This window comes from Psychrobacillus sp. INOP01, assembly GCF_018140925.1.
Classification (GTDB): domain Bacteria; phylum Bacillota; class Bacilli; order Bacillales_A; family Planococcaceae; genus Psychrobacillus.
The window spans coordinates 3228035-3243619 of the sequence record NZ_CP073315.1 but is presented as its reverse complement, the minus strand read 5'-3'; the positions used below and the strand labels follow the sequence as shown (position 1 = coordinate 3243619).

Genomic DNA, 15585 nt, shown 5'->3' with positions numbered 1-15585 from the left:
CACACTGCTTAAAGGGTATAGATTAACTAATATTATTATTTAAGTCTGTTTATAAATGTGTCCATTTGTGTATATGTAACATTATCGTTTATTCCGAAAGTTCCATCAGGCTTTCCTATTGTAACTCCATTTTGAGCTAAAATTTGAACATATTCACTTGCCCAATGAGTAGTATTTACATCTTTAAAATTATGAGTACCAGCTGCAGGCTTTAGATTAAATGCTTCTACTAATACTTTTGCAACATGTGCTCTTGTAATAGGTTTCGAAGGGTTAAATTTACCTTCTTCATTTCCACTAAATATTCCGGCTGCTGTAACTGAATTTATCGCATCATAATATTCCGAAGTTGTTTTAACATCTGAGTAATTTGCTTTGTTATCAGCTAAAGGAAGATTCAACTTACCAGCAATACTTTTTGCTACTTCTGCTCTACTTGCAAAAATACTCATATCAATATTCGCGGATTTTACTTCATCTTTTTCTATCACTTGTGATTGTTCCAATACTCTCTTTGCACCTATGTATTTGTCGCCCCAATAGTAAGGGTCATTGATAGATGAAACACTAACTCCATTGGAGGAAGATGAATGAATGAACTGGTTAGATCCAATATATATTCCAGCATGAGAAACTCCCTTGCCTGATGTGTTAAAGAATACTAAATCTCCGGTCTCTAAATTACTTTTACTTACGCTTGTACCTTCATTATATTGCTCTGAAGTCGTTCTCGGTAAATCTATTGCTACATCCTGAAATACTTGTTGGATAAATCCTGAACAGTCAAAGCCTTTAGATGTAGTGCCTCCGTATGCATATGGTGTCCCTATATAGTTATAAGCTTTCGTTTTAATCTCACTTGGCGATGCGGCATTAGCTGCTGTGACATTCATCATAAGTAATGCTGAACTAAGTAAACATACTTTTAAAACTTTCCTAAACATTATATTGTAAAACCTCTCTCTGTAGCAAAATCTGTTGTAAGCATAACATCATTTTGCGTCTTCAAACATTACAGTTTCGTATCATATAAATAACAAAAAGATAACAAAAAAATAACAAACAAAAAAAGACAGCACGTAGTCAATAATTGACTAGGCACTGCCTCTCAATATTATTGAATGGAATAGTAATCACGGATTCCATTAAATATAGATTGAGCATAAATTTCAATATATTTATCATTCACTAGTTTGTTTAAGTCTTGCTGATTTGTAATAAAACCTAGTTCGACTAGAACAGATGGAATTTCCAATCTTTTAATGACGTAAAACTCGCCTTCTTTTATACCACGATTATTCATACCTGCATTTTTTACGATTTCTTGTTGAATTTTCGTAGCAAGAACTTTACTTTCAGCTCCATTATCATTCAATGATAAATTATAGAAAGTCTCTGTTCCGGTAACACTTTTATTAGCCGCAGCATTTACATGTATACTAACAAAAAGTTCTGAGTTTGTAGACTTAGATAACTCCACGCGGTCTTGAAGTGATGGATAAGTATCGCCAGATCTTGACATGATAACCGTTGCTCCAGCATTTTTAAGCTTTTGTTCCACAAGTTTCGCCACTTTAATGACTATACTCTTTTCTGTAACACCTTGATTAGAGGCACCTGGATCTTTTCCACCATGACCAGCGTCCATTAATATAATTCTATTTTTTAGCACACTTCCGGTTTGATTCAACAGTTTCAAATAAGTTTTACTTACGTACCCTTGTCCACCACTGTATTTAACTTTAGCCCAAGAGCCATTAAGACTTTCTACTGTCACTATTTTACCTTTTGTCAAACTACCTACACTCGCATAGGTTGCTCCTGGACCACTTCGAACATTTAGTGATGCTGCTGTTACTTTACCAATAACGTCACCTAAATCATCAGATCCAGAGTCCCCAGGTATTGTTGCATCCTCTGTATAGTTTGCACTTATGTAACCTGGGATATTGCCCACTTTTACTAAATACCAGCCATCATATAATCCGTACGTTTGTAATTCTGTATTTTTACTCACAGTACTAATAATAGCCCCGCTTGTTGTTGGTTTACTTCGAATATTTAAATCAGGAGAGGTTGTTAATACTTTTCCAGTAGAAGCACCAATTTCCTTGCCATTAATATCTAAGAAACTTGTATAAGCACTGCTAATGTATTGTAATTCACCTTTATAATCTATCTTTAACCAGTCACCTGTGACTTCATAAACAAATACCTTTTCTTTATCTACTAATTTACCGACAACTGTTCCAGAATTGTTTGGCTCTGTTCGAACATTTAGCGTATCATTACTAACTTTAATAATGACTTGTCCAATCGATTTACTTGGATCAGGTAGTGTTGCACCATCGACTTCTTTATATACTTTAAATTCGTCTTCCATTCCACGAGCTACAAAAAGACTAAATTGTCTACGAGTCACACCACTATTTGGCATATATTTATTATCGGAACCTTGTGTAATACCATTATAATAAATTGCCTTTATATACTTAGCTATTTCGTCATTATTATTTATATCTGAAAATACAATAGGCTTGTTTGCAAACTCAGTTAAATTCAGTTTAAACGTCTTAACTAAAGCAATACTCATATCGTCCCTAGTAAATGGTTTGAAAGGGCTAAAGTTTCCATTCCCTGTACCTTTCATGTACCCAAGTTTTACAGCTTGTTCAATGTATTCAGATTCTTTTAGTTTTACGTCTTTAAAACTCGATTTACTAACCTTTAACGGTCCATGTCCACCTGCAAGAACTAGCATCTTAGCTGCTTGATAGCGAGTTAAGACTTCAGTAGGTTTGAATTTCTGTGTTCCACCACTTTCATAGCCTTTTATAATGCCTTTACTATATATATATTCAATTTCCTGATAACCTTCATCCGAATTCGATACATCTGAAAAGGTATTGGCGGCATTCGCTTGTAATGATAGCGAAAAAGCTAATACTAGCATAAGACTGATAGTTACAATTTGTTTAATTTTACCTAACACTTTTGAGCTCCTCTCCTTATCCTTATACGATAATATCAAAAAACTCCTTCCATTAATATCCTCATTTTTACTCAATTTTTTAATTTTCCTACAAATTAATCGGTTTATTGATAAGATGGTGAGAATTTACTTACTTCTCTATAAGAAAAACCGGGAAAAAGACGCCTGGTCCTTTCAGAACAGAGACATAGATATGCCGCCGTTGATTTCTGCTCCGGGCGGACGCTTTCCGTGGGCACAGCGCTCCAATCAACCATGTCCACTTGATGTAAACAGATAATTGAAGTCAATAGTACTTACTATTTCATAATGTATTCAAATGCAACAGCGATCACAGATGATATTTTTACTAAATAAAATTGGACCAATCTTATCATCTAAGCAAAATGCTTTGCCAAACCCCATAGTGGAGTACTACACACTAATTAATTGTAGTGGAAGTTGGTGACTCCGGCAGGATGAGTGAGACAGATGAAACATCACAGGCGAACGCGCAATAGTAGGTAATGGTTCATCGCTCACCCTGCGGAGGCCAACAGGATGTTGGTCACGAAGGCGTTGCCACACGAGGTGGCATTCTTAGCCATCGTTCCTTTGTCTCCACCTCAAACGGAAATCAGCAGTATTTTTCCTTCATTAAAGTCCCAATAACCCAGTGTTCACGGGACATTTTTATATACTTTCTTATCTTTTGAAAAAAGCCGAATCAATGTCAAATGTGACTTGATTCGGCTTTTATATTATTTACTGGAGAACATATGGACGTAATAATACTGGTTATTATCCTTTAAAGCTATGCCTACTCCAATTGTCGTAAACTTTTTGTTTAGTATATTAGCCCGATGACCAGGAGAGTTCATCCAAGCGGTGACTACCTCATCAGACCCTTCGTAGCCATGCGCAATATTTTCCCCAAAGGTTTTATAAAAGTAACCAAACCCATCTGCCATATCCCAAGGAGCTCCATATATCGGCGAAGTATGTTCAAAATAATTATGTAGAACCATGTCCTCTGCTTTTATAAATGCTATTTGGGATAGTGTTTTGTCTTCAACTAAAGCAGTCAAACCTTGTTTTTTACGCTCGGCATTTACTAGTTTAATAGTTTCAGAGACAAAACTCACATTTGCTTGTTCTATACTTTTATATTCTTTTTCATAGGGATCATACATAATCTCATTTTTTGCTGGGTTTTTCTTATATTTTAAACTTCTATCTAATAGTACTAATGCCTGGACTCTGGTAACAGCACTACTAGGTGCAAAGGAAGATTCCGTTTTACCAGTTGTAATTCCAGTTTTAGCTAAAAAAGCTATGTAAGGTGCTGCCCAATGATCTTCTCGTACATCTTTGAAAGGAACTTTTACTTCTTTTTCAACTTGAAAATCATTCATTAAAACGAGAATCTTGGATAATTGTGCTCTTGTTAATGTATCATTGGGGTTGAAATTCAGACCATCATTAAATATACCAGCTTTTGTTAGCACTGCTACATCCCTAAATGCTGGATGATCACTCGAGATGTCTGTAAATGAGGGCTTGTAATCAGTAGAATCAGGTAATTGTAAGACTCTATTAATAATTTGAGCTACCTGGGCTTTACTAATGGAATTATTCGGACGAAAAGTTCCGTCTGGATAACCAGTAATGATTTCATTCTTTTGATTGGAGACTAATACCGGATAATACCACTCATCTTCACTGACATCTGTGAATAGTGAAGCTTGCGCTATTCCTGGAAACAAAAAGACCATGAATAATCCCAGCAATAAGAATCTATTAAACTTTTTCAAGTAAATTACCTCCTTTCTAATAAGTATACACAAGAAAAGTCCACTATAAACCTAAAAATCCCTTCATATAATGTATATGAAGGGATTTGTTAGTATTTATTTTAATAGATTATTAAAGTTAGAAACAAATTTAGCAGCCTGAGCACGAGTTGTTCCTTCTGTAGGTCTAAATTTCCCATCAGTACCAGAACCAATATTTAGTTCTTCTATCATATTAATAGCTTTTACAAACTCTCCATCATATTTCCCTAAATCCGAGAATGTAGCTTTTTCTTTTACTGTATAGTCTACTTCTGCTTTTGCATCATAAGCTCTATTAAGCATTAACGCAAATTGTGCGCGAGTGACAGGTTGGTTAGGTAAGAACTTTCCGTTAACACCTTTTACAATACCAGCCTCTGCTGCAGCTGCAATTTCAGCTTTTGTATCAGCATGAAGATTAACGGTATCTGTAAATGTTGCTGTTCCTTTTGCTTCCAGACCAAGTGCACGTACGATTAACGACGTAGCTTGAGCACGCGTCAATTGTTTACTTGGTGAATAGGTTGCATCAGTAGTTCCCTTTGATAAGCCTTGATAAAATAAATCTTGAATGTATGAATAGTGCCAGTCAGTTACTTTAACGTCATTAAATGGTATTACAGCGTTTATTCTTCCCTCTTCGGTTGGATTTACTTTTTCAAGAGTTGTAATGTATTCAATGAACATTTCCCAGTCTACATTTCCTGGTTCGCTTACTCGACCTTCAGCATAAGCAGTTTCAAAGGCTTTAAAGCCATCTCCACCTTTTGCAGTAAATGTGTTTGTTGCTACTTTATATGTTTTAGAATTATCTAATTTTACATATTTATCGCCTTCTTTTACTTCTACACTTAGAACACGTTTACCTGCTTCTGCAGTACCATCGAAAGTGTATTTTAAACCAGAAACATGTAAGAATGCTCCTTTTTCTTTAGGAAACTCATTTACAGCATGTTCCAGTAAAGATTTAATCTCTGCTCCTGTCACAGACGCTATAGCTAAAGCATTACCAAAAGGCATAACAGTCAAAACTTCTCCAACTGTAATATCTCCTGCGTCAACAGAAGCACGAATTCCTCCACCATTTTGCATAGCAATAACAGTTTCAGCATCAATTTTTTTAGCTGTCGCTAACATACCATCCGTGATCAAGTTACCAAGATTCGTTTCACCAGCACGAACGCCCCAAAGTCCGCGTCCACCATTAAGTCCCTCTACTGCTACCTTACCTGTTGAAGTATTTTTTACTTTTTCTATAGAATCAGCATACGGTTTAAGTAGTTTAGCTGTTTCAGCATCAGGAGTTTCTACTGCTGCAACATCATGCAATACTCCAGTATGATCTGTAATAACACCTTCAGTATTGAATGAAACATCTAATTGACCTAAAAATTTATTGTATTCATTTGCTTGAACGATAAGAACTGGTTTCCCATTTACAGTTAACTCTTTAGGTGCGTCCAGTTTCGTATGAGTATGACCACCTACGATAATATCGATTCCAGGTACTTTTTCTGCTAGCAATAAATCATTATCGTATTTCGCCGCATCATCATAACCAATATGAGTTAACGCAATGATTTTATTTACTCCAGCTTTTTCAAATGCAGCTACTGCTTTTTTTGCTGATTCAATATAATCAGTGAATGCAATATCATTAGGACTTGAAATATCCACAGTTTCTGCAGTTGTTAGTCCAAAAATCCCGACTTTTTCTCCACCAACTTCTTTGATAATCCCGTTATATATTTCCCCATTGGCAGCTGTTGATGAATATTCGTTATTTTGAAGCCCTTTAAATAGTGCATCCTTCGAAAAATCAACATTGGCACTTACAAATGGAAACTCAGCTTTTTTGATAAACTCTGTAAGACCTAAATGACCGTCAGATGTAGAACCTAGGTCAAATTCATGGTTTCCGAAAGTCATCGCATCATATTTCAATAAATTCATAAACTCTAAATCTGCTAAACCAGTATATTGGTTAAAATATAGCGTTCCAGAGAATACATCTCCTGCGTCTAGAAGCAGGTTATTTTTGTGCTCAGAACGAATCTGTTTTACAACAGTCGCTCGTTTTGCAACTGCATCCACGTTCGCATGTGAGTCATTCGTATGCATAACAGTAAGGTTGAAATCTCCCTCAGCTGCTAAACTTGTTTGAGGTGTTAAAGCTAACCCTAAACCAGCTGCAATCGTTAATGCTGCTATACTTTTATAAGTTCTTTTATACATTCTTGCACCATCCCTTTTTATAATGTGAATCTCTTTAACTATACTATAGTTTTGATAATTTTAAATATTAAATTTTAGTAAATTATGTTTTTTAAGTAGGCTTCTTTTAATACGTTTAATAAAATCAGAAACTATGCATACTAACACAAGCTTCAGATTAATAATCTGAAGCTTGTAATCATATATTTACGAAAAGACTTTGTAGTTATAAGAAATGAGGACCATGAATGTCGAAGAAAATAATTTGGATTACCATTATTAGTTGCTTACTTATAGGTGGAACAGTATATGCTACTAGTATTTATAAAAATGTAACTACGACACTTGAAACTATTCACGAACCCGAAATTCGCAAAGTTTCTAATCTTCGAGAAACGGAAGTGGAGCTCATAGAAAAAGAGCCAATCTCGGTATTATTACTCGGTGTGGATGAACGCGATGCGGATGTTGGACGTTCAGACACTATTATAGTTCTTACCGTTAATCCCTCCCTCGCTTCGATAAAAGTATTGAGTATCCCTAGAGATACATATACAGAAATCATTGGATTAGATAAAATGGATAAATTAAATCACGCGTATGCATTTGGTGGAATAGATATGGCACTTCATTCTGTAGAAAACTTAATAGATATTCCGATTGACTATGTTGTACAGGTTAATATGGAAAGTTTTTTAAAAATTGTCGATAGTGTTGGCGGTGTTACAGTCGAGAACAGTACTGCTTTTGAAGAAAACGGTTATCTATTTGAAGATGGCCCGATTCACTTAGATGGAGATATGGCACTTAGTTATGTGCGCATGCGTATGAATGATCCGCTAGGTGACTTTGGGAGACAGGAGCGACAAAAACAAGTTCTCTTAGCCATTTTGAAAGAAGGAGCTTCTTTCAATAGCTTGCTCAACTATAAGGATTTATTGACCACGTTAGCGGAAAACATCCGTACAAATATGACGTTCGATCAAATGATGGATATTCAAAAAGGTTATAAGGATGCACTTACAAATGTTGAATCTATTACGCTAACGAATGGAAGTGGCAAGCGAATAAATAATATTTGGTACTATGTACCCGAAGAGGAAGAGCTAAATGAAGTGACAATGCATTTGAAGGAGCATTTGGAGCTTGAATAGAGAAAAGTTGTAGCATTTGGTGGATTACTTGTGGTCATGATGAACTCACTTACGCAACCGAGGTGAAGGTGAATACTTGCCGTCGGGTGACGTTTACTTGCTGAACAGGATATTCTTCCATATATACTGACTCAAAAAGGCTAATCCCAATAAAATGGAATAGCCTTTTCTTATTGATTTATACTAAAAGTCCCTAATTGATACCCTTAAACCACTCACAGGTCCGCATAGCATCTCCTAATTTACGTAGCTGCCATGTTTCTTCTATATAAATAGTACTTAATAATCCGATATGAGGTTTGTCAGCAATTTCTATAGCTACAACGCTTTCATACAATCGTACCATTTCTTTAGCGAGTGCTTTTGCTTCAAACGTTTGGATATCCTCTTGTAAATTAGCGAATATCTCCAATGATTCGCTAATTTGTTGGAGCTTTTCATGGACGGTGGATTTCAGGTTTGATTCCTCACATTTTTGAAGTCGCTGCTCCATTGTTTGAACAAATAGATGATGGACACTGAATTTATTCACCAATCGTATAAGCTCTAGTGCTAGGATATTCGCTGTTCCTTCCCATACTGTAAGCACCTGAGCATCGCGTAATAATCTAGGAGTTACGAAGTCCTCAATATAGCCGTTACCCCCGTGCATCTCGATTGCCTCATAGGCAAAGTGAATCGCTTGTTCAGCCGTTTCCTTCTTCAATAAAGCTATAAACAATCGATTCAAAATTGCTTCTTCCTTCGAAGCCTCTCCACTCACGACCCGATCATATTGTTCAATCAGATCAAAGGTTGTATAGAGTTCTATCTCTAATTTCGCACGCATTCGACCGAGGGAGTCTTGAATCATTGGAAATTCATTTAACTTGTTTCCAAATGCTGTCCGTTTTTCCGCATAAGCATATGACTCATTATAAGCACGACGCATAATGCCCAGCGATGCTATTGTATTACAAATACGCGATAGATTCAGTGCCTCCAGCATATACTTCAGCCCACTGCTTGAATCTCCAACTATATATCCTAGAGCACCTTCAAATTCTACTTCGCCACTCGGAACTGCCCGAACACCCAGTTTATCCTTCAGCCGACGAATCTTAATGCCATTTAATGAACCATCTGTATTTTTCCAAGGAACAGCAAATAACGTCAGCCCCTTCGAGCCACTTGGGGCACCCTCTATACGTGCTAGCACCATGGCAACACCAGCCATTCCAGCGTTGGAGGCAAAATACTTCTCTCCAAATAAACGATAATGCTCTCCCTCTTTTATAGCTTTTACCTCGTTAGCTCCTACATCTGATCCACCCTGACGCTCCGTTAAAAAAGTTGCACCTTCATAAAGCTCTGTATCTCCTGTTGCGATGACATGGGGAAGAAACCTTTCTTTCACTTCCTCGTTCGCATAATGATCTAGTAGGTAACTGGTAGCCATCGTGAGTGTTACGGGACAATAAAAACCAGGTTCCGATTGTGATAGTACATACCCCTGTGCAAAGCTATAAATATAGTTTCCTTTTTGCCCAAGCTCAGGTATTTCTTTATGCAAATAACCTACTATGCCGGTTTCATATGTTTCCTTTACTGTCTGTTTATAGCCTTCATTTACCCAAACGATTGACTGGTCATCTCCGTACTTATTGTATTTAACGAGCTTAGGCTCTCCTTCACGATCGGTTTGTCGCGCGCGTTCATCTATCTCATTTGCTACTAAATTTCCAAACGATTGTAGTTGATCCTTTGCAAATGCATGGAATGTCGGATGTAATTTTGTTTGCAAAATATCCTGTAATGAGTCATCTCCTGCAAAGTAATTTGCTCGTACCATATTATTAACCTCCTTCTCTCAATGACTGCTTCAGAATTTTCCCAGATGCATTCCGTGGCAGAGCCTCGACTTGTTCAAAGAGCTTTGGTATTTTGAAAGAGGATACTTTTCCGTTCAGATGGTCTATTAATTCCTTCGTCTCGACTGCTCTTGTTGCTGCAAAATAAGCTTTAACTGTTTCGCCCCATTCTACGTGTGGAACCCCGACAATAGCTACTTCTGAAACTGCTTCATAAGTAATTAAAGCATCCTCCACTTCCTTCGGATAAATATTTACTCCTCCTGAAATAATCATGTCCTTCTTTCGATCAACGATAAATATATATCCATCTTCATCAATGCGAGCTAAATCACCTGTCTTTAACCAATCGCCGTCAAAAGTCGCTGCAGTTGCTTCTGGATTTTTATAGTAGCCTAACATCGTTCCGTCACCGCGAAGGTAAATTTCTCCAACCTCAGCTACACCTACATCTTCTCCATTGGCATTTACGACTCTCATTTCCGTAAACAATGCTGCTCGTTTCCCAATACTACCTGCTTTCTTCTCATGTTCATGTCCTAACAGCAATGTCCCACTTGGACCTGCCTCCGTTAATCCGTAAACACATACAAGATTATCCGTTTTAAAAGCCTGTTTCATAAATAAGACCTCCCCACTCGACAATGGTGCCCCCCCATAAATCCACCACTTCATCGAGCTTAAGTCTGTATGCTGGATTGCTGAATTCTTGCCAGTCATTAAATATGCAACAGGAGCGCCAAAGAAATGGGTCGTCTTCTCTTCCTCTACCGTTTTTAGCAGCAAATCAGGTGTAAATGTTGGCGTTAAAACGAGTGTGGCACCAACTATCACACCAGCTACCATGAATAAATGAAGGGGTGCTGAATGACTAAGTGGCATCATTAACAGCAAACGGCTTTCTGGTTTCATTTCCATTTCAATACAAATCATTTTCGCTACAGTTAGAACATTACGATGACTGAAAAGCACTCCTTTTGGCTGTCCTGTCGTTCCAGAAGTATATAGAATGGTAGATGGCTCGTCATCCGTAGAAGACGATTTAGGAAGCGCTTTCATTATTTCTTTAGTTAATTCATTAAACGTAATCCATCCTTGGTGCTCCCCACCAGTTTTTACAAGTAGACTTTCATTTTGTAAATCCTTTACTGTATCAAATAAAAGCTCATGCACAACGAACATCTTTGAATCTGCATCTTTTAAAATATACTCTATTTCCGCTAGAGTAGACTTTGCATTGATCGGGACGATTACTGCTCCGATTCGATGTGCTGCAAAATAAGTAATGATAAATTCGGGAACATTGGGCATAAATAGAACAATCTTATCATCTTTCTTGATGCCTCTCTTTAATAATCCAGTCGACAACTCCTCTACAAGATTATTTAAGATTATTTAATGCTTCGTAGGTAAGTCTTTGTCCCATCCCAACTACTGCCTCATTAAGTGGATACTTACTGGCATTATGTTCTAATAGCCTTGATAAATTCATCTGTTTTCCTCCCCTTTTAGATTTTCTAATTTATCTGTAAAAACATGTAGCAAGGTTTCCATTTCTCTTTTCATTTCTTCTAGCTCTTTAATCTTCTTTTCAATTTCCTTTGTTTTTTCATTTCCATATTCTATCGTTCTTTCTAGTTGCCTTCTTCCAGTGCGATCCATATCAAATAGCAGAACCATTTCTTTAATTTCATCCAGTTGAAAGCCATATTGCTTTCCTCTTTGAATGAGCTTTAGCTTTGCACAGTCGGCAGCACGATAATATCTTCTGTTGCTGTCGCTGCGAACTGGCCTTAATAATCCCAGTTCCTCATAGTAACGGATAGTTCTCGTCGTAACATTGAATTCTTTTGCAACATCCGAAATACTTTTCATCTCGCCCCCACTCCCTTGAGTCTTATTTTGAGCATATCATTTACGTTAACGTAAACTTCAAGTGTAATTCAAAAATAAGACACTAAACAAACTCGTCTAGTGTCTTAGAAATTATTATTTATTTAATGGAAGGAGGAATTCCTCAAGTCTATTTAATCCTTTTTCTAATACAGACATGCTATAAGCATATGAAATGCGTATGAAACCTTCCCCATACTCCGTAAATGCACTTCCAGGAACGACTGCCACTCCGCCCTCCTGTAATAGCTTCGTAGCAAAATCAAAAGAATTCAATCCATATTTTCTTATATCAGGGAAAATATAAAAAGCTCCATTTGGTTTTTCTACTGTCATCCCCATCTCAGTTAAACGACTATATACAAAGTCACGTCTTTTCACATATTCTAAGTTCATTTCACTTGGAGTATCTTTTGCATTTGTTAATGCCTCAATTGCTGCATATTGAGCTGGAAGTGATGCACAAATGGTGTTGAATGCATGCACCTTTACTACATGCTCCATTACATTTGCTGGTCCCATCAAGAAGCCAATTCGCCAACCAGTCATTGAATGTGACTTAGAAACACCGTGGATATAAATTAATTTATCTCGTATTTCCTTGTAGCTAGCAAAGGAATGATGCTTGCCGGAGAAAGTGTTCTCGCTATAAATTTCATCCGTTAGTACAAACAAATTCTTCTCTTTTATAACATCGACTAATCCATCCATCGTCTCTTTTGTTAGGACAACACCTGTTGGATTAGAAGGGTTATTGAAAAAAATAGCCTTTGTTTTATCCGAAATCAAGTTCGCAAGTCTTTCAGCAGAAGGCTGAAAATTAGTATCAGTCGTATCTAAATACACTACTTTGGCTCCGCAAAGTTCAATAACTGGCACATAACCTGAATAAGTAGGAGCCGGTAAGATAACCTCGTCTCCTTCTTCTAGAATTGTTCTAAAAACTGCATCTATCGCCTCGCTTGCCCCATTTGTTATAACTATTTCATTTTGGATATCATATGAGAATCCATATTTTTCAGAGAAAAAAGAGTCCACAACAATTCTTAACTCTAGAAGCCCTGCATTGTGCGAATACCCTGTTAAATTTTGTTCGATTGCTCGAATACCTGCTTCTTTTACAGTAAGGGGTGTTGGGAAATCTGGTTGACCAATCGTCAAATTAATCGCATCTGGATAATGAACTAATTGATTGGAGAATTGTCGAGTTCCAGGAATTTTCAAGGATTGCGCTCGAGGGTTTATTCGTATATTCATCGTTTGATCTCTTCTTTCTATTAAATTTCTAGCATGTTTATATGTAAGTATACTTTAAAGAGGCTAGGTTTATCATTACTTTTTGGATTATTTAGAAATCAGCTAACAAGTCTATGAAAAAAGGGCTAGGCGACGTTATATTAAAACGTTGCATAGCCCTTTATATTATTGTTGCATTTGATCGCTTTCGTGGCTAAATTGCCATTCAATACCAAATTTATCTCTCAAGGATCCGTAACATTTACTCCAAAATGTTTCTTAAAGGTCCATGCTTACTTTACCGCCCTCTTTTAGAGCGTCAAATGCGGATTTGACAATATCTTCTTCTTTACTAACAAAAGCTAAACTGATATTATTTCCTGCCACAAACGGTGATCCTGGAAATGTATCAGAGAACATTACATTGCTACCATTAATATTTAAGCGAGTGTGTAGAACTAAATCTTTTGCTTCTTCTGGCAATACATAATCCGGGTTTTGTGGTGATTCACCAAAAGTCATAATTTCTGGTTTTTCTGTCTTAAATACTTCTGCATAAAATTCAGCAGCCTCTCGACAATTCCCGTTAAAAGTAAGGTATACATCTACAGCCATTTAGAACACTCCTCTTTTTAAAATAATGTTATCTTCAAATGATAAATAACTATTTTATTGTAGCATTTGGGAGTCTAAAATAACACAAATATTTAGTAAACTTTATCCCCGTTGAAAATAGAGTTTTTCACAATTACATAATCAACTGTGCGGATCGATTCTAATTTATTTCCACCTGAATAAGAAATAGAGGACTGTAAATCTTGTTCCATTTCTCTCAAAGTATCTTCTAGAGGTCCTTTATATTCGACAAACATTTTTTTACCTTCAACGTTTTTCTTTTCACCTTTTTGGAATTCAGATGCTGAACCGAAATATTCTTTATACTGTTTACCATCCTTCTCCACTGTTACACCAGGAGATTCTTCATGTCCTGCAAATAAAGATCCAATCATAACCATAGAAGCACCGAATCGAACGGACTTCGCAATATCACCATGTGTACGGATTCCACCATCTGCAATTATTGGCTTGCTAGCTGCTTTTGCACACCAGCGTAGCGCTGCAAGTTGCCAACCACCAGTTCCAAATCCAGTTTTAATCTTCGTAATACACACTTTCCCAGGCCCGATACCAACTTTTGTTGCATCTGCTCCAGCATTTTCTAGCTCTCTTACTGCTTCTGGAGTCCCTACGTTACCAGCGATGACAAAGCTATCCGGTAAATGTTTTTTTAGATGTTTAATCATGTTAATAACTGCATTAGAATGACCATGTGCAATATCTATTGTAATGAATTCAGGTACAAGATTCTCTTCCGCCAACTGCTTTACAAAAGTGTACTCTTCCTCTTTGACACCAACGCTAATAGAGGCAATCAAGCCACGTGACTGCATACTTTTGATGAACGCAATACGTTTTTGTGGTTCAAAGCGATGCATAATATAAAAATATCCATTTTCAGCTAAATAGTTTGCAATATTTTCATCTATAATTGTCTGCATATTAGCAGGGACTACTGGCAATTTAAATGTATGTCCTCCAAGTGTGACTGTAGTATCACATTCCGATCTGCTATTAACCACACATTTTGCCGGAATTAATTGAATATCTTCATAATCGAATACGTTTTCCATCATTTACACTCCTAAATACGAATATTTAATAAAAAATGAACTGAAATGTTCGTCCATTTGGTAATTTACATCATATTTAGTAGTATGTCAATCTTTATGATGTTCATGTGAGAATGTTTTAAATAAAACCTTAAGCAAATTTTGGAGGGTATTTTAGTGAATCCCTTCTCGCTTATATGTATCCACTTGCATTTCGAGTAATTTTATCCGGTCACTTAACTCTAGAACTGCTTGCATAATTTGATGCTGATCTGCCTTCGACATATGTGTATGACGTTCTACCTGGTCAACTGTTTCTTCTACTTTTTGTATACTCCGGTTCATTACTTGAACTAGATACTCAACAGTCATAGCTTATCCGCTCCTTTCATTTCTTTTATTGTATCCGCTTATCAAGTTAATTCAATTGTCTGAATTCAACGCCAAATAAGACTATTGCATTTCTACGATCTTTTAGATATAAGAATTCATTTTTGGTGTGATTTTGGTATTCAAAATAATTTTTTAAGGTTTCATGAAATATTTTAATTTTGAATAATATAATAATAGAAAGGATATGAGGAGGAGATTTTCTATTAATCCAAATCCAGTCGATCCAGAAGAAATGGCTTATAGAAATGACTTAGATATACAAGCTTCCCTTCATATGATTTGGGAGGGAGCGCCTGTTTCACCAATGAATACGGAGAAAGAGGAGTTCGATTCACAAACATTTCCCCTACAATTGTAGGGTTTTTTTGA

Annotated in this window: 12 protein-coding genes and 1 pseudogene; 2 read left to right on the top strand and 11 right to left on the bottom strand. The window is 36.6% G+C overall.

The genetic code is table 11. The features are described 5' to 3' along the window. Positions 1-35: 35 nt before the first annotated feature. From KD050_RS15920 to KD050_RS15905, 4 genes are all read right to left on the bottom strand, one after another. Positions 36-944, bottom strand: a complete 909-nt coding sequence (locus tag KD050_RS15920; protein WP_211893311.1) for a C40 family peptidase — start codon at positions 942-944, stop codon at positions 36-38. Positions 945-1114: 170 nt separating this feature from the next. Next, positions 1115-2992, bottom strand: a complete 1878-nt coding sequence (locus tag KD050_RS15915) for an N-acetylmuramoyl-L-alanine amidase (protein WP_211893310.1) — start codon at positions 2990-2992, stop codon at positions 1115-1117. 740 nt (positions 2993-3732) lie between these two features. Then, on the bottom strand, positions 3733-4785 hold the full coding sequence (locus KD050_RS15910) for a CAP and S-layer homology domain-containing protein (protein WP_211893309.1): 1053 nt from the start codon (positions 4783-4785) through the stop codon (positions 3733-3735). A 96-nt stretch (positions 4786-4881) separates the two neighbouring features. Then, positions 4882-7041, bottom strand: a complete 2160-nt coding sequence (locus KD050_RS15905; protein ID WP_211893308.1) for a 5'-nucleotidase C-terminal domain-containing protein — start codon at positions 7039-7041, stop codon at positions 4882-4884. Between the two features lie 227 nt (positions 7042-7268). Between KD050_RS15905 and KD050_RS15900 the strand changes: the two genes are divergently transcribed. Then, the gene (locus KD050_RS15900) at positions 7269-8174 is read left to right on the top strand and encodes an LCP family glycopolymer transferase (RefSeq protein ID WP_211893307.1); all 906 of its coding nucleotides are present in this window, start codon (positions 7269-7271) and stop codon (positions 8172-8174) included. Positions 8175-8367: 193 nt separating this feature from the next. Here the strand turns inward: KD050_RS15900 and KD050_RS15895 are convergent, their stop codons facing one another. The 7 genes and pseudogenes from KD050_RS15895 to KD050_RS15865 form a co-directional block, all read right to left on the bottom strand. Continuing rightward, complete coding sequence (locus KD050_RS15895; protein WP_211893306.1) at positions 8368-10005, bottom strand: acyl-CoA dehydrogenase family protein; 1638 nt, start codon at positions 10003-10005, stop codon at positions 8368-8370. Positions 10006-10009: 4 nt separating this feature from the next. Beyond that, positions 10010-11392, bottom strand: a complete 1383-nt coding sequence (locus KD050_RS15890) for a class I adenylate-forming enzyme family protein (RefSeq protein ID WP_370627097.1) — start codon at positions 11390-11392, stop codon at positions 10010-10012. A gap of 120 nt (positions 11393-11512) precedes the next feature. Beyond that, entirely contained in the window at positions 11513-11899 is a 387-nt protein-coding gene (locus tag KD050_RS15885; RefSeq protein WP_211893305.1) for a MerR family transcriptional regulator, read from the bottom strand. A gap of 114 nt (positions 11900-12013) precedes the next feature. After that, entirely contained in the window at positions 12014-13174 is a 1161-nt protein-coding gene (locus tag KD050_RS15880) for an aminotransferase class I/II-fold pyridoxal phosphate-dependent enzyme (RefSeq protein ID WP_211893304.1), read from the bottom strand. Between the two features lie 165 nt (positions 13175-13339). Then, positions 13340-13768, bottom strand: a pseudogene (locus KD050_RS15875) (VOC family protein). A gap of 92 nt (positions 13769-13860) precedes the next feature. Then, entirely contained in the window at positions 13861-14844 is a 984-nt protein-coding gene (gene guaC / locus KD050_RS15870) for a GMP reductase (RefSeq protein WP_305080223.1), read from the bottom strand. A 153-nt stretch (positions 14845-14997) separates the two neighbouring features. Next, positions 14998-15195, bottom strand: coding sequence for a hypothetical protein (locus KD050_RS15865; RefSeq protein WP_211893302.1), 198 nt, complete (start codon positions 15193-15195; stop codon positions 14998-15000). A gap of 205 nt (positions 15196-15400) precedes the next feature. Here KD050_RS15865 and KD050_RS15860 point away from each other — a divergent pair, with 205 nt between their 5' ends. Then, entirely contained in the window at positions 15401-15574 is a 174-nt protein-coding gene (locus KD050_RS15860) for a hypothetical protein (RefSeq protein ID WP_211893301.1), read from the top strand. Positions 15575-15585 lie beyond the last annotated feature (11 nt).

What these genes read in the sequence shown, in the direction of transcription:
- KD050_RS15920 (WP_211893311.1), bottom strand. Translation starts at nt 944, where the DNA reads ATGTTTAGGAAAGTTTTAAAAGTATGTTTACTTAGTTCAGCATTACTT.
- KD050_RS15905 (WP_211893308.1), bottom strand. Translation starts at nt 7,041, where the DNA reads ATGTATAAAAGAACTTATAAAAGTATAGCAGCATTAACGATTGCAGCT.
- KD050_RS15900 (WP_211893307.1), top strand. Translation starts at nt 7,269, where the DNA reads ATGTCGAAGAAAATAATTTGGATTACCATTATTAGTTGCTTACTTATA.
- KD050_RS15895 (WP_211893306.1), bottom strand. Translation starts at nt 10,005, where the DNA reads ATGGTACGAGCAAATTACTTTGCAGGAGATGACTCATTACAGGATATT.
- KD050_RS15885 (WP_211893305.1), bottom strand. Translation starts at nt 11,899, where the DNA reads ATGAAAAGTATTTCGGATGTTGCAAAAGAATTCAATGTTACGACGAGA.
- KD050_RS15880 (WP_211893304.1), bottom strand. Translation starts at nt 13,174, where the DNA reads ATGAATATACGAATAAACCCTCGAGCGCAATCCTTGAAAATTCCTGGA.
- guaC (WP_305080223.1), bottom strand. Translation starts at nt 14,844, where the DNA reads ATGGAAAACGTATTCGATTATGAAGATATTCAATTAATTCCGGCAAAA.
- KD050_RS15865 (WP_211893302.1), bottom strand. Translation starts at nt 15,195, where the DNA reads ATGACTGTTGAGTATCTAGTTCAAGTAATGAACCGGAGTATACAAAAA.
- KD050_RS15860 (WP_211893301.1), top strand. Translation starts at nt 15,401, where the DNA reads ATGAGGAGGAGATTTTCTATTAATCCAAATCCAGTCGATCCAGAAGAA.